This is a genomic window from Streptomyces sp. NPDC030814, assembly GCF_055572155.1.
This window is the reverse complement of record NZ_JBVIDX010000001.1, coordinates 462248-483314: the sequence shown is the minus strand read 5'-3', so window position 1 is coordinate 483314 and position 21067 is coordinate 462248. Positions and strand designations below refer to the sequence as shown.

At 70.1% G+C, this 21067-nt stretch carries 16 protein-coding genes; 10 read left to right on the top strand and 6 right to left on the bottom strand.

From position 1 onward, the window contains the following. The first annotated feature begins 36 nt into the window (after positions 1–36). The 3 genes from ACZ43N_RS02020 (at position 37) to ACZ43N_RS02010 (ending at position 3566) form a co-directional block, all read left to right on the top strand. Positions 37–1329 carry an MFS transporter gene (locus ACZ43N_RS02020; RefSeq protein ID WP_468094394.1) on the top strand — a complete coding sequence of 431 codons (1293 nt, stop codon included), beginning with the start codon at positions 37–39 and terminating at the stop codon, positions 1327–1329. Continuing rightward, positions 1326–2636 (top strand): condensation domain-containing protein, encoded by a 1311-nt coding sequence (locus ACZ43N_RS02015; protein ID WP_468094393.1) that lies wholly within the window; start codon positions 1326–1328, stop codon positions 2634–2636. The genes ACZ43N_RS02020 and ACZ43N_RS02015 overlap by 4 nt, the downstream gene beginning before the upstream one ends. 111 nt (positions 2637–2747) lie before the next feature. After that, the gene (locus ACZ43N_RS02010) at positions 2748–3566 is read left to right on the top strand and encodes a thioesterase II family protein (protein ID WP_468094392.1); all 819 of its coding nucleotides are present in this window, start codon (positions 2748–2750) and stop codon (positions 3564–3566) included. A 128-nt stretch (positions 3567–3694) separates the two neighbouring features. Here the strand turns inward: ACZ43N_RS02010 and leuA are convergent, their stop codons facing one another. After that, positions 3695–5401, bottom strand: a complete 1707-nt coding sequence (leuA, locus tag ACZ43N_RS02005) for a 2-isopropylmalate synthase (protein ID WP_468094391.1) — start codon at positions 5399–5401, stop codon at positions 3695–3697. A gap of 1087 nt (positions 5402–6488) precedes the next feature. Here leuA and ACZ43N_RS02000 point away from each other — a divergent pair. The 6 genes from ACZ43N_RS02000 to ACZ43N_RS01975 all read left to right on the top strand — a co-directional run bounded on the left by ACZ43N_RS02000 (position 6489) and on the right by ACZ43N_RS01975 (position 12717). Beyond that, entirely contained in the window at positions 6489–7178 is a 690-nt protein-coding gene (locus tag ACZ43N_RS02000) for a class I SAM-dependent methyltransferase (protein ID WP_468094390.1), read from the top strand. 5 nt (positions 7179–7183) lie between these two features. Continuing rightward, the gene (locus tag ACZ43N_RS01995) at positions 7184–8698 is read left to right on the top strand and encodes a class I adenylate-forming enzyme family protein (protein WP_468094389.1); all 1515 of its coding nucleotides are present in this window, start codon (positions 7184–7186) and stop codon (positions 8696–8698) included. 160 nt (positions 8699–8858) lie between these two features. Further along, complete coding sequence (gene metK, locus ACZ43N_RS01990; RefSeq protein ID WP_468094388.1) at positions 8859–10082, top strand: methionine adenosyltransferase; 1224 nt, start codon at positions 8859–8861, stop codon at positions 10080–10082. A 2-nt stretch (positions 10083–10084) separates the two neighbouring features. Continuing rightward, positions 10085–11071 carry a carbohydrate kinase family protein gene (locus ACZ43N_RS01985; RefSeq protein WP_468094387.1) on the top strand — a complete coding sequence of 329 codons (987 nt, stop codon included), beginning with the start codon at positions 10085–10087 and terminating at the stop codon, positions 11069–11071. Positions 11072–11118: 47 nt separating this feature from the next. After that, positions 11119–12030 carry a methylenetetrahydrofolate reductase [NAD(P)H] gene (gene metF / locus ACZ43N_RS01980; RefSeq protein WP_468094678.1) on the top strand — a complete coding sequence of 304 codons (912 nt, stop codon included), beginning with the start codon at positions 11119–11121 and terminating at the stop codon, positions 12028–12030. A gap of 54 nt (positions 12031–12084) precedes the next feature. Continuing rightward, entirely contained in the window at positions 12085–12717 is a 633-nt protein-coding gene (locus ACZ43N_RS01975; protein WP_468094386.1) for a response regulator transcription factor, read from the top strand. A 364-nt stretch (positions 12718–13081) separates the two neighbouring features. Here ACZ43N_RS01975 and ACZ43N_RS01970 read toward each other — a convergent pair whose 3' ends face one another. The 3 genes from ACZ43N_RS01970 to ACZ43N_RS01960 all read right to left on the bottom strand — a co-directional run bounded on the left by ACZ43N_RS01970 (position 13082) and on the right by ACZ43N_RS01960 (position 16529). Then, positions 13082–13483, bottom strand: coding sequence for a hypothetical protein (locus ACZ43N_RS01970; protein ID WP_468094385.1), 402 nt, complete (start codon positions 13481–13483; stop codon positions 13082–13084). Between the two features lie 143 nt (positions 13484–13626). Continuing rightward, a complete protein-coding gene (locus tag ACZ43N_RS01965; RefSeq protein ID WP_468094384.1) occupies positions 13627–15408 on the bottom strand; it encodes a DUF2264 domain-containing protein in 1782 nt (593 codons plus the stop codon). Between the two features lie 77 nt (positions 15409–15485). After that, complete coding sequence (locus tag ACZ43N_RS01960; protein WP_468094383.1) at positions 15486–16529, bottom strand: rhamnogalacturonan acetylesterase; 1044 nt, start codon at positions 16527–16529, stop codon at positions 15486–15488. Positions 16530–16717: 188 nt separating this feature from the next. On the opposite strand from ACZ43N_RS01960, the gene ACZ43N_RS01955 reads away from it, so the two are divergent. Next, positions 16718–18400, top strand: a complete 1683-nt coding sequence (locus ACZ43N_RS01955) for a rhamnogalacturonan lyase B N-terminal domain-containing protein (protein WP_468094382.1) — start codon at positions 16718–16720, stop codon at positions 18398–18400. A gap of 7 nt (positions 18401–18407) precedes the next feature. On the opposite strand, the gene ACZ43N_RS01950 is transcribed toward ACZ43N_RS01955, so the two are convergent. Next, entirely contained in the window at positions 18408–19820 is a 1413-nt protein-coding gene (locus ACZ43N_RS01950) for an RICIN domain-containing protein (RefSeq protein ID WP_468094381.1), read from the bottom strand. Between the two features lies 1 nt (position 19821). Next, positions 19822–20934 carry a glycoside hydrolase family 43 protein gene (locus ACZ43N_RS01945; protein ID WP_468094380.1) on the bottom strand — a complete coding sequence of 371 codons (1113 nt, stop codon included), beginning with the start codon at positions 20932–20934 and terminating at the stop codon, positions 19822–19824. Between the last annotated feature and the right edge of the window lie 133 nt (positions 20935–21067).

The following is a 21067-nucleotide window of genomic DNA, read 5'->3' as shown; positions in this document are numbered from 1 at the left end:
GTGGTCCTGCCCCGGGGTACCTTCCGCGGCACACTCATGGGCCATCGGAACTTCCGCCTGTTCCTCATGGGTTTCGCCGCGAACAAGACCGGCAGCCAGGTGACGCTGCTGGCGCTGCCGCTGGTCGCCGCGCTCGAACTGGACGCGTCCCCCTTCCATCTCGGACTGATCACGGCGGTGGAGACCGGGGCGATGCTGATCGCCGGGTTACCGGCGGGCGTCCGGGTGGACAAGGTACGGCGGCTGCCGCTGCTCATCCAGACCGACGTGCTGAGATGCGTCGTGATCGGTTCCCTGCCGGTGGCGGCGATGGTGGACCGGCTGACGCTCGCCCACCTCTACCTGGCGGCGGCCGTCACGGGAGCCGCGACGGTCGTCTCCGACATCGCGAGTCAGTCGTTCCTGCCCACCCTGCTGCCACGCGACCGGTTGATCGCCGGCAACGGGGCGGTGGCGACCGTGCAGTCCTCCGCGGAAGTGGTGGGACCCGGGATCGGCGGCGGGCTCGTCCAGGCCATGGGCGCCTCGCTGGCGCTGCTCGCCGACGCGATCAGCTACCTGGTGTCCGCGCTCCTGCTGCTGGGGATCCGCTTCCGCGAGGTGGTACCGACGCCGGCTGCGGATCGCTCGCTCGGCCGGGACGTCGCCCAGGGCATCCGCTTCGTCTTCGGCCATCGCCAATTGCGTGTGATCGCGATCACGACAGGGGTGTCCAACCTCTTCACCGCCTTCCTGCTCGCCGTCCAGATCGCCTTCTGGACGACGGAGTTGCGACTGTCGCCGCTGGCGATCGGTCTGGTGCTGTCCGCCTCGGCCGTGGGCGGTCTGGCCGGAGCGCTCGTCGCCCAGCGGCTGGCCCGCCGGTTCGGGCAGGTGCCGCTGATCCTGCTCTCGGTCGCGACGACGTCGCCGTTCGCGGTCCTGTGGCCGCTGTCCTCCGGCCCCCTGGCTCCCTACATGTTCGCGCTGGGCCTCGCGGTGGTCTGGTTCGGCGCGGTCGTGTACAACGTCGCCCAACTCACCTTCCGGCAGTTGGTCTGCCCGAACGAGTTGCTGGGCCGGATGAACGCCACGATGCGGTTCGTGGCCCTGGGCGTCATGCCACTGGGGGCTCTCGTGGGCGGCACCCTCGCCTCCGCGTGGGGGCCGAGAGGGGCGCTGTGGGTCTGCGCGGCCGGATTCCTCTCCCTGCCGCCCCTGCTCCTGCTGTCGCCGCTCCGGAGCCGGACGAGCCTGTCGGCAGAGGAGCGGACCCACGTTCCCCCGGGAGCCCCCGCCGGGACGCCGACGGCCCAGGATCCCGCGCACGGAGAGGGACGACCCGCATGAGAGACAGCATCACCGACAGCTATCTGGCGGGGTATCGGGCCGTCACGCGGTCCGCCGCCGATCCGGCGGCCGTCTTCCCGCTGAGCGGGGCACAGCGAAGGTTCCTGCTCTCCCGCGACCTCGACCCGCTCCGACGGCCGGACATCGTGCCGCTGTTCTTCCACTTCCCGCAGGGCGCCGTCGACGTACCGCGGCTACGGCGCGCCGCGATCGCCTTCGCCGGGCGTCACACCGTGCTGTGCGGCCGTGTGGTTCTGCTCAAGGGCACACCCGTGCTGCAGGCCGGTGAGCCCTCCGTGGACGTCCGGCGGGTGCCGGTGCCGACCGGCGGGACCGCCCGGGAGGCCGTACGCCGGGAACTGCGTGCCTGGAACCCGCGCGGTCCGTCCCTGCGCCTGCTGCTGGCACGCGGTGAAGGGGAGGAACACGAGCTCCTGGCCCTCGCGCTCGACCACCTCGTCTGCGACGAGCAGTCGCTCGGTGCCGTCACCGCGGGCCTGACGGAGGCATACGAACAGGCGGAGCTGACCACCGAGCCGTGGAAGGCGGCGCAGGACGGCATCGCCTACCGGGAGACGGTCGAATCGCAGCTCGCAGCCGAGCGCGAGGCATCCCGTGAGGCGTCCTTGGCGTACTGGGGAGGACGGTTGAGCGCACTGAGCGGTCCCGACGACGGTTCCCCCGGTTCGCGCGGCTCGGCCGAGCCGGCGCCGGCCGATCGCGACGACGACGAGGGGCTGGAGAAGGGCATGCTCACCCACCGACTGCCCGCGGTCCCCCCGCGCAGTCGCGGAACCCTGTTCCCTGCCCTCCTGGGCGCCGTCTCGGCCGCCCTGCACGACAGGCTCGGCCGCGGACCGATGGCGGTCGGCTATCCCTGGGGCGGCCGGCCGGCCGGCACACCGGAGGTCATGGGCTGCTTCATCAATACGCTCGTCCACCCCGCCGCCGGCTCCGCCCACCTCGACGACGTCACCGCCGCGTGGTGGGACGACCTGGACCACGCCGGGACCCCTTACGACGAAGTGGTGCGGGCCGCCCGGCTGGCCGGCAGTACATGGTCGGGAGCCCTGCACGCCATCCTCACCTTCGAAGACCTCGGCCGCCGGCCGTCCCTGTCCCTGGCCGGCGTGACCGGCCGGGAGACCCACCTGGCGGTGCCGTTGCGCTACGCGGCGCCCATCGGGATCGCCGCGTCGCACGGCGAGGATCTGCTGATCCGTCTGGTCTGGGAACGGGCCCGGCTTCCGGAAGACCACGCACGGGAGGCGTTCCGTGTTCTGCTGCACACCCTCCAAGCCCGTTGAGGGGGCCCGGAGGCCGCGAGGGCACTGGACCACCGTGGCCCGGCGCCGGGGCTACCGGCGAAGCAGACCGAGAACCTCCCGAGAGACTCCCGAGAAGGGAACGAACAGACCATGGCAGTTCGCCCCGGCCCGCGCGCGGAGGAGCTCTGGCTCCGGCGGTACAACCCGGCGGGCCCGGACGGCCCCCCGCTCGTGTGCATTCCGCACGCCGGCGGTTCGGCCACCCAGTACTTTCCGCTGTCCCAGGCCCTGGCACCGGCCGTCGACACCCTGGCCGTCCAACTCCCCGGCCACCAGGACCGCCGCCACGAGCCGTGCGTGGAGGACCTCGCCCGGCTCGCCGACGACCTCTTCACCGTCATCCGAGGCCAACTGGACCTTCCGGTAGCCCTCTTCGGGCACAGCATGGGCGCGCTGCTCGCCTGGGAGGTGGCCGCGCGTCTGGAGCGGACGGCGGGTCCCGGCTCCGTCGCTCACCTCTTCGTGTCGGGCCGCCGAGCACCCTCCTGCCATCGGACCGAGGACGCACACCTGTTGGACGAGGAGGGTCTCAAGGCCAGGATCCGCCAACTCGGCGGCACCGCGCCCGCGCTCCTGGAGAACGAGGAGATGCTGGAGCTGATCCTGCCCGTGCTCCGCAGCGACTACACGGCCGTCGCAACGCACCGTCCCGACCCCACCCTTCGTCTGACCTGCCCTCTCACCATCCTCACCGGCGACCGCGACCCTCATGTCTCCCTCTCGGAAGCCGGCCGCTGGAGCGACCACACGACAGGCGGTTCCCGGCTGCGGGTCTTTCCCGGCGGGCACTTCTATCTCGACGACCATGTGAAGGAGATCGCGGAGGTGATAGCGGCCTGCCTGCGGGGGGACGACCAGCCCCCGTCGGGGCGGCACCGGACCGGACACACCCCGCAGGTACCCCTCTGAGGGAGGTCGGGACGGGACCCGCGCGGGGGTGACCGGCGTGGGTTCCCGCCGCAGCGGCGCCGCCTGTCACCGGCACGCGCGGGGCGTCGCGCGCCCGCGTCCGCGGGGTCCGCGGTTCGCCCGTGCGTTCAGGAACGCCGGTGCGCCCGGTTGACGGCGGAGGCCATCGCCTCCACCGTCGCGGCCCCGACATCGCTGGACACGCCCGCGCCCCACACCCGTGCCGGCCCCCCACCACGCAACCGGTCCGAGGCCACGTGTGCTTCCACGTACGCCGCGTACCGTCCGGCCGGCCGACGCATCTGGTGATGGGTGACAGTGACCGGATTCAGGTGGATGCCGATGTCGTTCAGGGAGTCGGCGAAGGAATCCGGCAAGGTGTCACCCGTCCCGACCAGCTCCTTCACCACGCCGTCGATGCCTATGGTGAAGGCGCGCGCGTTCTCGGACGCCTCACCGAAGGGGCACCGCACCACCTCCAGTGGTTGTGTCGACGACAGGTACTCGTCGACGAACAACTGCCACAGCCGGTCCGGAGCGACCTCGGTTCCCTCCTCGTCGGTGACCCGCTGGACGTGCTTGGCGAACTCCTGTTGCAGGCCGCGCGGCAGCTGCAGGGAATGCACACTGCGCATGACGTACTCCATGCCGCCCTTGCCCGACTGCGAGTTGATCCTGACCACGGCCCGGTAGTCACGGCCCACGTCTTTCGGGTCGATCGGCAGATAGGGCACCTGCCAGAGGAGGTCGCCGACCGGGACACCGGATCGCTCGGACTCGGCGGTCATGGCCTTCAAACCCTTGTTGACCGCGTCCTGGTGGCTGCCGGAGAAGGCGGTGAACACCAAGTCCCCCGAATAGGGGTGCCGTTCGTGCACCTCCAGCCCGGTACACGATTCAGCCGTGCGGCGGATGCCGTCCATGTCGGAGAAGTCGATCTGCGGATCCACGCCGCGGCTCAGGAGGTTCATGCCCAGCGTCACCAGGCAGACGTTTCCGGTCCGTTCACCGTTGCCGAAGAGGCAGCCCTCGATGCGGTCCGCGCCTGCCTGGTACCCGAGCTCCGCAGCGGCCACCCCGGTTCCCCGGTCGTTGTGGGGGTGCAACGAGAGGATCACGGACTCGCGGCGGTCGAGGTTGCGGCTCATCCATTCGACGGAGTCGGCGTAGACGTCGGGCGTGGTCATCTCGACCGTGGCAGGCAGGTTTACCACGACGGGCCGGTCGACCGTGGGCTCCCAGACGCTGATGACCGCGTTGCAGACCTCTGCGGCGTAGGAGAGCTCGGTCCCGGTGTAGGACTCGGGCGAGTACTCGAACCGGACATCCGTGTCCGTCAGGAGCGCGGCTCGCTCGGCCACGCGCCTGGCGCCCGTCACCGCCAGCGCCTTGATGGCCGCACGATCCTGCCCGAACACCACCCGGCGTTGCAGAACGGAGGTCGAGTTGTAGATGTGGAGAGTGACCTTGGCCGCGCCGGCCACCGCGTCGACGGTGCGGTCGATGAGCTCCTCCCTGCACGGGGCGAGCACCTGGATGCGGACGTCGTCCGGTATGGCGTCCTCCTCGATGATCGACCGGACGAACGCGAGGTCGGTGGCGCTCGCAGCGGGAAACCCCACCTCGATCTCCTTGTAGCCCATCCGCACCAGCAGATCGAACATGCGCCGCTTCTGGGCCGGCGACATCGGATGGGGCAAGGCCTGGTTGCCGTCCCGCAGATCCACCGCACACCACATCGGGGCCGTCGTGATGGCCGTGTCGGGCCAGGTCCGGTCCGGCAGACTGATCCGCTCGACCTCGTCGGCGTAGGGCCTGTAGCGATGGACAGGCATGCCGCTGGGACGCTGTGTGTTCCACACGCCCCATCCGGGGGGCGTGACACGGGACTCACCGGACGCGAGAGCCTCCCGGCTTCCTTTCATGTGCGGACCACCTTTCGAAGTTTGGATTCTGAACCGGGTCACTCACGGGCCGGCCGACCATCGGAACCCTGGTTCCGGGGACGCGCGGCGCACGTCGACACCGTCGCGAACAACCCGGAGGACCGATGCGGCGGACGTCCGGGCCGCACACGCGCCGGGGCCGTACGCGCCGTGGTCCCCGGGCCGGCCCCGGCGGGCGGTGAGGCAGTCGGAGTCCCGCACACCGGCCCCCGCCGGGCCACGGGTCATGTGGCATGTGTTCTCGGAGCCATGACGGCGGGAAGCGGTTACGGAACTCCGCGAGAAAGAGAACAGGAGATGGTGGCCGAAGGGTCCACGGACGGCCCCGAGGTTCCTTTCGCGACTTGGCCCGGGATCGCCTCGCAGGTCGCGAAAGGGGAGGCAAACGCTTCGAGGGATGTGACGCGCCGCCTGCAGCCATCAGATTGAGGCCCGCCTCGAAGAGCATCAATAGCTCCCGGCGAGTTTGACTTGATTCCCCATACACCCACACCGTGGGTTCGCCCTAAATGGGCAGATTACCCTTCCTTGTTTAATCGATAGCACTTACCCGATGGATCGATGCGAACGACCGCCAATATCAGAATCACGCGAGACGGCGCCGCCGAGGGCAGTCAATCACCGGAGAAAAGGCGGAGACGATGTGCCCGATCGGGCATCTGACCTGGTCAAGAGCGCTTCATGGTGACTCGGCACGAGAAGGCTTCGTCATGGAATGAGTTCTCACGGTCAAGATCACGCCATTCAACTTGGGATGCTTGACACTTCATCCAGTTCTGCCGCACGGTTTACCTGTGATCGCCGTTCGGTAGCGTCACGCCGCCACTCCGGCCGGCCGGCTCCCCTCAGGGGATCCCACCGAAACACTTCTCGGACTTGCCCATGGCTGCCGATACTCCCGCGCGGCACGACGGGATATGCCGAGACACCGCCAGGATGCCTTCTCATGGCACCCCAGAACGAAACGGTAATGTAAATGAGCAGCACTTTCGAGATCCAGGGAAACGACCTCTGGGACCCGACCACGTTCGACGCTCTGCGCCGTCAGCTCATTCCGTCCTTCGACCTGCTCTACGGGAGCGCGGTACGAGCGGTGGCGCTGACGGTCGGCGACGCTCCCCGCGTCCTCGACCTCGGTGCCGGCACCGGACTGCTCAGTGCGGCGGTGCTGAAGGCTGTTCCCGGCGCGGACCTGACCCTGGTCGACCGCTCGGAGCTCATGCTCTCGCAGGCCAGGTCCCGGTTCGCGGACCAGGAGCGCATCAGTGTGCGAACCGGTGACCTGCTCGACCCCCTCCCGGAGGGCCGATTCGACGCGGTGGTCTCCGGCCTCGCCATCCACCACCTCACGCACGAGCAGAAGCAGGACCTGTTCTCCCGAATCCACGCCGCGCTGAACCCCGGGGGCGTGTTCGTCAACGTCGAGCAGCTGCTCGGCAGCACGCAGCGACTCGAAGAGATGTACGACATTCAGCATGAGCTCCACGTGACCGAGTCCGGCACCCCGGAGCACGAGTGGGCGGCGGGCCGTGAGCGCATGAAGTACGACATCCCCATCAACCTCGACGCACAGCTCGGATGGCTGCGTGAGGCCGGTTTCGCGGAGGTCGACTGCCTGGCGAAGGACTGGCGTTTCGCGACCTACGCGGCCTGGGTCGCCTCCTGAACTCCGTGACCGACTCATTGGAGACGCACGCCATGTTGTTCGAGACCATACGCGGCATCGCAGCCGACCGGGCGGACGCCATCGCCGTGGAGACCACTCTCGGAGAGCGGTGCACCTACGAGGAGTTGCTGGAGCGGGCGCGCCGACTGGCTGCGGGGCTCACTGCGCAGGGCGTACGGGCCGGCGACACCGTGATCTGCTGCGGGCTGCCCAACTCTCCTGGCTATGTGGCCTTCATCCTGGCCGTCGCCTCGATCCGGGCCAGTTACACGCCGCTTCTTCAGGACTTCGACCAGGCGGCCGTCGATCGCGCGTTTGACCTCACCAAGCCGGTTCTCTGGGTGGGTTCCGCCCATCCGAACTGCGTCGGCGAACCGCCGGTCCCCCGGTGGGAACTCGACGACCTGGAAGCCACCGCGACGGACACGCCTCCCGCCGGACTCGGACACCAGGACCGGATCTGGCGCAGGCTGTGGACCTCGGGGTCGACCAAACTGCCCAAGCTGGTGCAGTGGCTCCAGGGGCCCTTCGTACGGGAGCGGCTTCGCTGGGTGGCCGACCTCGACATCACCGATCGTGACGTGGTCTTCTGCCGGCACACTCTGGACGTGGCCCACGCCACCGATCTCCACGTCTTCGCCTCCCTGCTGGCCGGCGCGCGCCTGGTACTGGCGGACCCGCACGCCCCCGCCTCCGTACTGCTGCGTCAGTTGGAGGAGCACCGGGTCACCCTGTCGAGCATGCTGCCCAACCACTACGAGGACCTGGTGGCGGCGGCCGCTTCGTCGGGCGGCGCCGACCTGTCCGCCATGAGGCGGCCCTTGTGCGGCGGTTCGTACGTCAGCCCGGCGCTGATGCGGGCAGCCGCCGAGACCCTGGGCATCCATATCCGGCAGGTCTACGGATCGACCGAATTCGGTCTCGGCCTGGGCAACATGTCCGACATCGTGCAGAGCGAAGCCGGCATGATCCCGGTGCGGGGAGTGAAGGCCCGGCTCGCCCCCCTGAACGAGGACGCCCCTTCCGACCTGGGCATCCTGGTGCTGATCTCGGACTGCACCAGCGAGGGGTACCTCGACGACGACGAGGCCAACGCCGTCACCTTCCGGGGCGGGGAGTTCTGGACCGGAGACGTCGCCCAGCGCTGCGCCGACGGCTCGTACCGCATCCTGGGCCGTGTCACCGACGTCCTGGCGTCGTCGGCCGGGCCGTTGCCCGCACCCGCTTTCGACGCCCTGATCGCCGACATGTGTGCCGAGGTGGCGGGCTCGGTCAGCCTTCCCGCACAGCCCGACGCATACGCCCCCGACGTCCTTGTGGTGGTGGAGCCGACGACGGGAGTCGCGGCCGCGGCCGCGACGGCGGCCGTCGAGGAGCTCGCCGAGCGGCACGGCCTCACCGCCGTCGTCCGTACCGTCTCGTCCATACCCCGCACGGTCGTCGGCAAGGCGGACAAGCCGCTCATCCGCAAGCAATGGCTGGCGCAGGGGCAGGGGGCGCCCACCGGCCTGCCCGTCTGAGTCGTCGCCCAGCGGACCACCACCGGAACCCGGCCCAGCCTCCCTCCGCCACCACGCGCACCCGCACGCTCCGGATCTCCCGGGACCGGGCCGGTCCGGCGGTCGTTCCGTACCACGCGCACCGCTTCCATGCCGAACTCACTGGAGAAAGCACTACACGATGGCCCGCCGCCTGTTCACTTCCGAGTCCGTGACGGAAGGTCACCCCGACAAGATCGCTGACCAGATCAGCGACGCCGTCCTCGACGCGCTGCTGCGCGAGGACCCGAACTCCCGTGTCGCCGTCGAGACCCTGATCACGACCGGCCTGGTGCACGTGGCCGGCGAGGTCACGACCAAGGCCTACGCGCCGATACCTCAGCTCGTACGGGACACGATCCTGGCCATCGGCTACGACTCGTCGACGAAGGGCTTCGACGGAGCGTCCTGTGGTGTGTCGGTGTCGATCGGCTCGCAGTCCCCGGACATCGCGCAGGGCGTCGACACGGCCTACGAGTCCAGGATCGAGGGGTCCTCCCGGAGGGGCGAGGGAGACGAGCTGGACCGCCAGGGCGCCGGTGACCAGGGCCTGATGTTCGGCTACGCGACGGACGAGACGCCGACGCTGATGCCGCTGCCGATCTTCCTGGCGCACCGTCTGTCCAAGCGCCTGTCCGAGGTCCGCAAGAACGGCACCATCCCCTACCTGCGTCCCGACGGCAAGACCCAGGTCACCATCGAGTACGACGGCGACAAGGCGGTCCGCCTCGACACGGTCGTCGTCTCCTCCCAGCACGCCGGCGACATCGACCTGGAGTCCCTGCTCGCCCCCGACATCCGCGAGTTCGTGGTCGAGCCGGAGCTGAAGGCCCTCCTCGACGACGGCATCAAGCTGGACACCGAGGGCTACCGCCTCCTGGTCAACCCGACCGGCCGCTTCGAGATCGGTGGCCCGATGGGCGACGCCGGCCTCACCGGCCGCAAGATCATCATCGACACCTACGGCGGCATGGCCCGCCACGGCGGCGGCGCCTTCTCCGGCAAGGACCCGTCCAAGGTCGACCGTTCCGCCGCATACGCGATGCGCTGGGTCGCCAAGAACGTGGTCGCCGCGGGCCTCGCCTCCCGCTGCGAGGTCCAGGTCGCCTACGCCATCGGCAAGGCCGAGCCCGTCGGTCTCTTCGTCGAGACCTTCGGCACCGCCAAGATCGGCACGGACAGGATCGAGAAGGCCATCGACGAGGTCTTCGACCTCCGCCCCGCCGCGATCATCCGCGACCTCGACCTGCTCCGCCCGATCTACGGCCAGACCGCCGCGTACGGCCACTTCGGCCGCGAGCTCCCCGACTTCACCTGGGAGCGCACGGACCGCGTGGACGCCCTGCGCAAGGCTGCGGGGGCCTGACGATGCGCATGGCCGTCACCGGCTCCATCGCCACCGACCACCTGATGTCCTTCCCCGGCCTGATCACGGATCAGTTGATCGCCGACCAGCTCTCCACGGTCTCGCTCTCCTTTCTGGTCGACACCCTCGACGTCCGGGAGGGCGGTGTCGCCGCCAACATCGCCTACGGCCTGGCCACTCTCGGTGAACGGCCCGTCCTCGTCGGCGCGGTCGGCGCGGACTTCACGTCGTCGTACGGCGAACGACTGCGCGAACGGGGGGTGGACATCGACTCCGTCCATGTCAGCGGCGACCAGCACACCGCTCGTTTCGTCTGCACCACCGACAAGGCCGACAACCAGCTCGCCTCGTTCTACCCCGGCGCCATGAGCGAGGCGCACACCATCGGACTCGCGCCGATCGCCCACCGGATCGGAGGGCTGGACCTGGTCCTGATCGGGGCCAACGATCCGAAGGCGATGCTCGTCCACACCCGCGAGTGCCGTGACCGCGGCTACCCCTTCGCGGCCGACCCCTCCCAGCAGCTCGCCCGTCTGGAGGGCGATGAGATCAGGGAACTGGTCACCGGGGCGGACCATCTGTTCACCAACGCCTACGAACGCGCCCTGCTCCTGCGCAGGACCGGTTGGTCGGTCGAGGACGTACTGGGCCGGGTGGGGACGTGGGTTGTCACGCTGGGCAAGGACGGGGTGTCGATCGAGCGCTCCGGCCAGGAAACGATCAAGGTGTCCGCGGTTCCGGTCGAGACCGTGACGGAGCCCACCGGCGCCGGGGACGCCTTCCGGGCCGGGTATCTCGCGGCGGTCGGCTGGGGTGTGCCGCTGGAGACAGCGGCCCGACTCGGATGCGTCCTCGCTTCCACGGCACTGACGACAACCGGCCCGCAAGGGTACGACGTGACGTCCACGGCCCTGCTGGCCCGGCTGGAGCGGGCGTACCCCGCCGCGTCCTTCGATCTTCTGGCGCCGCACCTGGATCGCGTGTGCTGAGGAACGACCGATCCGGGCGCCGGAATCGCCGGCACCGCAGAGACACCCTGCGCACGGCCCTCGCCACGGGTCGCCCCTCCTTCTCCTTCGAGTTCTTCCCGCCGAGGACCGACAGGGGTGAGCGCCTGCTGTGGCAGGCGCTGCGCCGGATCGAGGCGGTGTCGCCGACGTTCGTCTCGGTCACCTACGGCGCCGGTGGGTCGTCCCGGGACCGCACGGTCGCGCTGACCGGACGCATCCTGACCGAGACCACGTTGCGTCCGGTCGCCCACCTCACCGCGGTCGGCCACTCGGTCGCGGAACTGCGCCGCATCATCGGCCAGTACGCGGACGCGGGCGTCCGGGACGTCCTCGCGCTGCGCGGCGATCCTCCCGGCGATCCGCGAGGGCCGTGGCGGGCACATCCGCAGGGCCTCACCCACGCCTCCGAACTGGTGTCCCTGGTCCAGGACTTGGGTGACTTCAGCATCGGCGTGGCCGCGTTCCCCGAGCGCCATCCGCGCTCACCCGACGAGGAGAGCGACATCCGGCACTTCGTCAGCAAGTGCCGAGCCGGCGCCGACTACGCCGTCACCCAGATGTTCTTCCGGGTCGAGGACTACCTGCGGTTCCGCGACAGGGTCGAAGCCTGCGGGTGCACCACTCCGATCATCCCCGAGATCATGCCGGCCACCAGCGCCGACCAGATCCGCCGCTTCGCCGAGTTGAGCAACGCGACGTTTCCCGAGGACCTGGCCGCTCGGCTGGAGGCGGCCAGGGGAAACGCGGCGGCCGGCCACCGTATCGGTGTCGATCACGCCACGGAGATGGCCGCGAAACTGCTCGCCGAAGGTGCGCCCGGCCTCCACTACATCACCCTCAACCGGCCCGCCGCCGTCCTGGACATCCACGGCAACCTCGGCTGTACGGCCTTGGCGGGGCGTAGGCAGGACCCCTACGCCGGGACGTTGCCGGCGTGACCATCACGTCGGCGACCAGTGAACCCGATTCCGCTCGAGTGCAGGAGTTTTGGAGTGCGTCCGGTCAGTATTTCCGTCGTCACCGACGACCCCCTGCTCGAGGAAGCACTGACCGCCTACCTGAGGTCCGTGGACGGTATCGGCTGCGTCTCCCCGGACACGCCGGGTGTGGCCGGACTGCTCATCGTCCTGGTGCACACCGTCACCGACGACACGATCCGCTGGATGAAGCGGGCCACGCAGGACGCGGAGTCGTCCGCCCCACGCATCCTCCTGGTGACCGACCACCTCACCCAGGCGCAGTTGGCTCGTGCCGTCCGTTACGGCCTGGCCGGTGTTCTCTCCCGTTCGCAGGCAACCCTGACGAAGATCGTGGAGACCGCGTTCATCCTCGCCGACGGGGACGCGGGTTTCCCCGGTTCCGTCTCCCCGCTGCTGATCGAGCAGCTACGGCGCTCACTCGGTAACCGCTCCGAGCTGAGCAGGGCCAAGGGCGAGCAGCTGGAGGAGCGCGAGGTGGAGGTCCTGCGACTGCTGGCCGAGGGACTGGACACCGCCGAAGCCGCCATCCGCCTCCAATGCTCCGAACGCACCGTCAAGAACGTTCTACGCCGGATCGTCCAGCGACACGGCCTTCGCAACCGGGTACACGCCGTGTCCTATGCCTTCCAGGTGGGCGCCCTCTGAGAGGGCGTTTGAAGTAGGCAGATTACCCTTGATGTCCTAGGGTGTTGTGAAGGTCCCGCACAGCACCCGCGGCGCCCGGCACGCACCCCCGCCGCACCGGCCAAAGACCCACGTAGCGCCGCAACGAGGGCCTTCGTCCGGCACGCCGAGGCCACGCACCGGACACCGCGGGCACCGCACTGGACTTTCACAACACCCCCTGCCCCTGGGTCCGGACCGGCGCTCACGGCCGACACCGAGGCGTACGACGCCGGGGCCGCCGAACGACACTGGACCGCGCCGCTGGACCTGTTCCGCCGGAGCCTGTAGGTCCCGGAGCTGCCCCACATCCTGGACGCCTCCGCCCTAAACCCCTCCTGGGCGGTCACCGCCACACCGCTGGGGACGCCGTCGCCGCTGCCCGGGCCGCCTCAGCGACATGATCGCCAAGCGCCGCATGCTCCTGCTCAGCCTGACCATGCCGGCGGCCGACTCCATGGTCGCCGCCCTCAGCGACTGCCTGGCCCCGCTGATCACAGGCCGCGCACCCCAAGGCCTCGCGGCCGGTGTCGTCGCGCTCGGCATCAGCATCGTGCGCGACGAACTGCCGCCCGAACGGCTCGGCTCCGCCACCGCCCTGACGGGGCGCCGGCAGGCCACCGTCACTGCGCCGGCCGACGAAGGACGGCACTTCAGCGCTCGCCGATGTCATCGTCGTCGAGCCCGCCGCCGTCAGCGCCCTCCGCACCGGGCCGGCGACATCGGCGTCCATGAGGATCAGTTCCACGCCCTCGATGCCCAGGTGCTCCTCCGACAACGGGGCGCGTCGCTCGTCGGGCTGTGGACGCGGTGCGGCTCGGTCGGCCCGTCCTACCGCGCCCTGGAGGCCGCACCGCGTGTGCGTGGTGGGCCCCGCGGCGTTCGTCGCGGTCACCCGGCCGCCTCCGCGCGGTGCGCCCTGACCGGCACCAGGTCCACGGGGACGACCGATCCGTCCGCCACACGGGCCCGGACCTCCGGCCCGTCGGCCCAGCGGACGCGCAGGTCCCCCGCCTCACCGAGCCGCACGGACACCGTGTCCACCAGCGGCGCCGGATCCGGCTCGGCCGTCAGCCGGGCCAGGGCGACGAAGAGCGTGGCGCCGTCGGCCGTCGCTCCGGTGAGGGAGCCCGGACCCGTCCCGCCGTCGTGTTCACCGGCGGCACGGGTGAGGCCGACGGCCGGCCGGAGCTCGGCGCGGACGCCGTCGGCCGCCGCCCAGCCGGTCAGGCGCACCGGCGTTCCGGGCGCCGCCCCCGCCACGAGGTGGGCCCGCACCTCCACCGCCCCACGGACGAGAACGAGGCTCGTCACCCGCGCTCCCCCGCCGGCCGTGTGGCGGGACGCCGCCCACCCCTCGCCGACACCGAGCGGTTCGATGTCCGTCCGGCTCGCGTCGCCGTCGACGATCACGCTGTTGTCGTACGACGCCGGGGGCTCCGCGAGGGGCACGGGCGCCGTCACGGTGGAGTACGCCAGACGGGTGTAGTACGGGTCGTAGCGGACGTCCTCGCTGCCGTGGTTGTGGAGGCGGACCAGGCCGTCCGAACGGGTCGACTGGAGCAGCCAGTTGGGCGGGCCGAGCGGTCGCAGTTCGTCGGCCCGTTCCACGGGCGCCGGCTCCTCGGGCGCCGTCCACACCGGGTGGTCGGGCGGCAGCAGCAGACCGAGGAAACCCTTGCTCGCCCAGTACGGGGAGGCGGGGCCCGAGTAGCCCTGGAGGACGGCCGGGTCGGGGCCGTGCCAGCCCAGCGACAGCAGGCCCCGGTCGTCGACCGCGCCCCGGTCGAGGAAGTACTTCAGGGCGCCGGACGCCAGCCGTCGTGTCTCACCCGGGCCCAGCGGCGTACGGCCCGTCAGCGCGCCGAGCCAGAGCGGGACGGTGGTGGCGAAGCGGTACGTGAGGGAGCGGCCCTGGTGCATCGGGGCGCCGTCGCCCCCGAACAGGCGGGAGTAGTCGGCGAGATGGGTCGACAGGCGGCCGCCGTACAGGTCCAGCAGGCGCTCGTCGCCGGCGAGCCAGGCGTGCAGAACCGGGTAGAGATGCATCGCCCAGCCGTTGTAGTAGTCGAACTTGCGGCCGTCGCCGTCGGTGTACCAGCCGTCGCCGAGGTACCACTGCTCGATGCGGTCGAGCCGCTCCTCGATCACCCGGCGGGACCGTTCCGGCTCGTGGCCGATCTCCGCAAGGAACCCGCCGACGGCCACCGGGAACAACTCCCAGTTGCACGGCCAGGGTTCGGCGGTGAGCGCGTCGCCGAGCCAGGCCGCCGCGCGCTGGCGCACACCGTCGTCGAGGCGGTCCCACAGCAGCGGCCGGGTCAGACGGAGCGCGAGGGCGATCGACGCCGCCTCCACGAGCGGCTGACCACGGTCCTCGATACGCGGCCACACCCCGGAGACACCGGCCGCGAGTCCGTCACCGTAGCGCGCGAGGGCCTTGTCGTCCTTGCGGAACGCGGCGAGGAGCAGCGTACGGGCGTAACCCTCCAGCCCGTCCGAGAGGCGGCCCGACCAGCTCGTGCGGTCGCCGGGCAGGTCGTACAGGGCGCCGTCGGCGGTCGCGTACGGCTCCACGGCGGCCAGCAGCGCGTCGGCGGCGGCCTCCCAGTGGGCTCGGGTGTAGCCGGTGTACGGGCTGAGGCTGCGGTCCTCGTCGGGCTGGGAGGGCATGTGGGCACGCTTTCCTGGGTCGTCGCCGTCGGTTGGAACCTGGGGCGCCCCGGTTCCGGTCGGGGCGCCCCAGGGGCTCATCCCACCCTGGTCCGCCCGGCGGGCACCAGCCCCCGGGCGACGAGTTCGTCGCGGACGAGGCCGGCGTACACGGTGGCGCCGTGGACGGAGGTGTGGGTGTTGTCGCGCTTCTCGTCGGAGAGGTAGAGCGCCTTCGAGGCTTCGGTGCCCAGGGACTCCACCAGGGCCTTCGTCTTCGCGGTGAGGTCGATCAGGGGCACGTCGTGAGCGGCCGCGACGGAGCGGGCGACTGCCGGGTGGTCGACACCGAGGCCGTTGACGAGGAGGGCCGTGTTGTTGTTGAGGGTGCCGTCCGCGTTGAACCAGCGGCGCACGATCGGGGTGACCAGGACCGGCTTGCCTCCCTTCTCGCGGACGCCCGCGACCAGGGTCTCCAGGTTTGCGCGGTAGGTGGCCTCGTCGGTCTGCTTGTCGTTGTGGGCGAGCTGGATCAGCACCAGGTCGCCGTGGCGGATCCGCGGCTGGACGGTCGCCCACAGCCGCGTGTCGGCGAGGTAGGACACCGTGCTCTCGCCGGAGTCGGCGTGGTTGGCGACGGAGAGGCCCTTGCGCAGGTACTGCGGGAGCTGCTGGCCCCAGCCGGAGTACGGGTCACCGGGCTGGTCGCAGACCGTGGAGTCACCGACGAGGAGGATCTGCCGGGCCCGCTCGGCGGGGGTCACCCGGATGTCGGCCAGCGCGGGCGCGGAGCCGCCGATGACGAGGTCGAGACCGGGGGTGCCGTCGGCGCCGGTGGGTTCGCCCTCGGGGGTGCGGACGTTCACGGTGAAGCTGCGGAACACGGGCTCGCCGGCCGCCGTCGCCGTCTCGGGCAGGAGGGCGCGGCGCGTCTCGCCGGTGATCCGCGTGCTCGCGGCGCTCTCGCCGCCGAGGCGGACGGTCACGTCGTACGTACCGGCGGGGATGTCGAAGTGGCAGGCGGTCCCGGCGCAGTTCACCGGACCCAGGGCGGGTCGGCCGTGGTGTGCCCGGGCCGGTACGGCCGACAGGACGATACCCAGGGCCGCCGCTGTCAGCGCGGCGACGGTGAAACGTCTCATTGCGGCTCCTCGGGAGGATGACAAGACCCGGCGGCTGGACCGTACCCCGTTCGACAAGCGCTTTCTAGACGACTGGGAATATTCACAGGGTTGCCAACTCCACTGATGCGAAAGCCCTTTCGCGAAATCGATTCAACTGTCACCCTCCGAAGCACCCGCACTCCCCCACCTCCCGAGGAGGCACCCCCATGCCCCAGGCCACCGACAGACCGGCGCTCGGCCGCCGCGGCTTCGTCCTCGGCACGGCCGCCACCGCGGCCGGCGCGGCACTCGCCGGGCCGCTCGCCGGCACCGCCCGCGCCGCCGCGTTCGGCTGGAGCGACGACGGCACCCACTATGTCGTCGACACCGGCGCGAACCTCGTGTTCAAGGTCAGGAAGAGCAACGGCGACCTGGCGTCGCTCGTCCACCGGGGCACGGAGTACCAGGGCTACGGCGGCATGAACTCGCACATCGAATCCGGCCTCGGCAGCTCCACGGTGACGATCCGGCAGTCGGGCTCGACGATCCTGGTCTCCGTCACCCACGGCACGCTCCGGCACTACTACGCGGCCCGCAGCGGCGAGAACAACATCTACATGTGGACCAACAAGGCCGACACCTCGGTCTCGGCGACCCGCTTCATCCTGCGCGTGAGGGCGGGCCTGTTCCGCAACGACGAGCCCGACTCCTACACGTACGCGCCCACCACCATCGAGGCCTCGGACGTGTTCAGGAAGGCCGACGGCCAGACCCGCTCGAAGCACTTCTCCAGGCTGCGGGTGATCGACTACGACTACGTCGGCTGGTCCGCGAACGGCGTCGGCCTGTGGATCGTGCGCTCCAACCACGAGAAGGCCTCCGGCGGCCCGTTCTACCGCTCGCTGCTGCGCCACCAGAGCGCGGACGGCGGCGGGCTGTACGAGATCCTGTACTACGGGCAGAACCAGACCGAGGAGCAGCGGTTCGGCCTCCAGGGCCCGTATGTCATCGCGTTCACGGACGGCGGGGCGCCCTCCTCGTCGCTGTTCCCCGGCACGCTGACCACCCCGTGGGCGGATTCGCTCGGCATCGCCGGGTACGTCGGCGCGGGCGGCCGGGGCCGGGTCGCGGGCGTCGGCATCACCGGGCGCGACACGGCGTACGCGTACACCGTGGGGCTCGCCAACTCCTCGGCCCAGTACTGGGGTTCGGCTCGGTCGTCGGACGGCTGGTTCTCCCTCTCGGGGGTGCTCCCGGGGACGTACACCCTGACCGTCTTCAAGGGCGAGCTGGCGGTGTACACCACCTCGGTGTCGGTCACGGCGGGCGGTACGACGACGCTCAACTCGATCGCGATCCCGTCGTCGAACGACCCGTCCAGGGCGAGCGCGGTCTGGCGGATCAACGACTGGAACGGCACGCCCAGCGGCTTCAAGAACGCCGACCTGATGACGTACGCGCATCCGTCGGACGTCCGGGCGGCCGCCTGGACGGGCAACGTCGTCATCGGCAGCGGCACCGAGACGTCCGCCTTCCCCTGCTACCTGTGGAAGGACGTCAACAGCGGCATCCTCGTGTACTTCAGGCTGACCGCCGCGCAGGCCGCCGCCGCCCACACCCTGCGCATCGGGGTGACGACGGCCTATGCCAACGGCCGTCCGCAGGTCGTCGTCAACGACAGATGGACGTCGGCGATCCCCTCCCCGCCCACCCAGCCGAACACGCGGTCCCTGACCAACGGGTCCTACCGGGGCAACAACCACACGTTCACCTACAGCGTCCCGGCGTCCGCCTGGCTGACGGACCCGAGTCAGTACAACGTGCTGAGGATCAACGTGGTGAGCGGGTCGGGGACGACCTCCTATCTGAGTGCCGGGACGGCGATCGACGCGATCGACCTGCTAAACTGACGTCCAGTCATGTTCCGCGCGTCCACTGCTGGTTGGTTCCGCCGTTGCACGTGTACGTGATGATCGCGGCCGAGTCGGCGGTGGACGCGCCGTTCACGTCCAGGCACTCACCGGTCGCCCGGGACGTGACGTTCACGTAGGAGCCGGTGGTGGTCAGGGACCACTGCTGGTTCGTCGCCGAGGAGTCGCAGTTCTCCTGGGTCACCGTGTTCGCGTTCTCCCGCAGGCACAGGGAGCTGTGGCGGGTCACCAGCTGGTAGTAGCCACCGCCGACGGACTTGAACCAGTACCTCTGGTTGTTGCCGCCGTTGCAGGCGTACTGCTTGATCTGGGCGCCCGCCCACAGCGACTGACTCGTGACATCCGCGCACCGGGAGGAGTGGCGCGCGACCAGCGTGTTGTACGTGGCGCTGGTGCCGCTGACGGTGCCGGTGGAGGTGTCGATCGTGATCTCCGGCGACCAGGACAGGGACATCGTGGTCGAGGTCGGGAAGGTCAGCGGCAGCCACACGTAGCGGGAGTCGTTGACCGTGCCGCCGAAGGAGTTGCCCCAGCGGTCGCCCATGTACAGGTACGAGGTGGTCGACGTGCCCTGCACGGGCAGGACGTACGCGGTCTGCGACCCGAACGTCGTGGAGTCTGCGATGTTCGCCATGGCCGTCCAGGGGCCGGCGATGCTGGTGGCGGTGGCGTACTGCTGCTGGTTGGGGTTCCAGCCGGTGGCGCCCGATGTGAGCATGAAGTAGACGCCGCCCCGCTTGAACAGGGCCGGGGCCTCGCGGTGGCCGCCGTGCCAGGGGTCGGCGACGAGGGCGGCGATCTGCGTGTAGTCGGCCGTGAGCCGGTAGATCTGGAGGTCGTAGTTCTCGCGGGCCGCCGAGATCATGTAGCCGGTGCCGTCGGTGTCCACGAAGGTGGTGATGTCACGGGACATGTGCTGGCCGAGCGGACGGAAGCTGCCCCGCCAGGTGTAGTTGCCGTCGACGGTGTCGGAGACGGCGACGGCGGCGCGGGCCTCGCTGTAGTCGACGCCGTTCTCCTTGTGCATCCACATCACGAACTTGCCGGTGGACGCGTTGTACATGACCTTCGGTCGCTCGATGTTGGCGGTCGCGAGCTCCGGGTCGGTGGCCTGGGTCAGGACGTTGTTACGGAACTCCCAGTTCTTCAGGTCCGCCGACCGGTACGCGGACACGTACTTGAAGGTGTTGTCGGGGTTCCGGTGCTCGCCGAACCAGTAGTAGTACGAGCCGACCTTGATGACCCCGCCGCCGTGCGCGTGCACGGGGTTGCCGCCGCTGTCGGTGAACCGGATGCCGTTGGGGACCGTCCGGGGTGCCGCCTGGGCCGGGCCCGCGGTGACGAGGGCACCGGCCAGCGCCAGACAGAGCGCGAGGAGTACCGCGTAGGCACGTCTCATCTCAGCTCTCCTTCCGGGCGCCCGAGGTGGGGGTGTCGGCGACGGGGACGCCGAAGTCGGGGGTTCCGTCGGGCTTCCAGCCGAGGCGCTGGACGCGGGTGTGGCGGTTGGGGTCGTTCAGGGGGTCGCCGACGATGTCCTTGTACTGGCGGGCGTGGTAGACGAGGACATCCGTGCGGCCGTCCTCGGCGACGGTGAAGCTGTTGTGGCCGGGCCCGTACTGCTTGGTGGTGTCGTTGCTGGTGAAGACCGGTGTCGGGGACTTCGACCAGTTCGCGGGGTTCATCAGGTCGGCGTCCTCGTCGACCGTCAGCAGACCCATGCAGTAGTGGAAGTCGGTGGCGCTCGCCGAGTACGACATGAACAGGCGGCCGTTGCGCCGGATGACGGACGGGCCCTCGTTGACCTTGAAGCCGATGACCTCCCAGGGCAGCTCCGGGGTGGAGAGCCGGACCTGCGGCCCGGTCAGGGTCAGTGGGTCGGCCATCCTCGACAGCCAGAGCGCGGTGTTGTTGTCCATTCCGGGCTCGTGCTGCGCCCAGGCCAGGTAGCGGGTGCCGCGGTGGGTGAAGGTGGTGGCGTCGAGGGAGAAGGTCTCCCAGGCGGTCTTCAGCTGGCCGCGCTCGACCCAGGCGCCCTTGAACGGGTTGGGGTGCGCGTTCTCCAGGACCCAGATCCGGATGGCCCAGATGTCCTCGGCGGGCGCGGAGGCGAAGTAGATGTACCACTTGCCGTCGATGTGGTGGATCTCCGGCGCCCAGATGTGGGCGCCCATGACACCGGTGGCGTGCTTGCGCCAGATCACGGACTCGGACGCGGTCGACAGCCCGCGCAGGGTGCGGGATCTGCGCAGGATGATCCGGTCGTACTCGGGTGCGGTGGCCGTGAAGTAGTAGAAGCCGTCGCGGTGGCGGTGGATGTGCGGGTCGGCACGGTTGCGGACCAGGGGGTTGACGTAAGGGGCGGCTGCACCCGGTTCCGCCGGGGAAGCGGCCGGTCCGCCGGTCGCCGCGTGGGCGACGCCGGGCAGCGCGGTGAGGGTGCCGGCGGCCAGGGCGCCCTTCAGCAGCAGCCTGCGGTCGGGGGGTAGGGGCAAGGCGTGGTCGCGGCTCATGCGGTCTGCCTCTCTGAAGGTTCTGCGTGTGGGGGTCGTGGGGGCGTCGGAGCGTGCGAGGCGACACAAAAAGGAACAGAATCGTTCGGCATTTCGCACAAGATCAGTCACTCCGAACGGCGAAAAGGTAAGG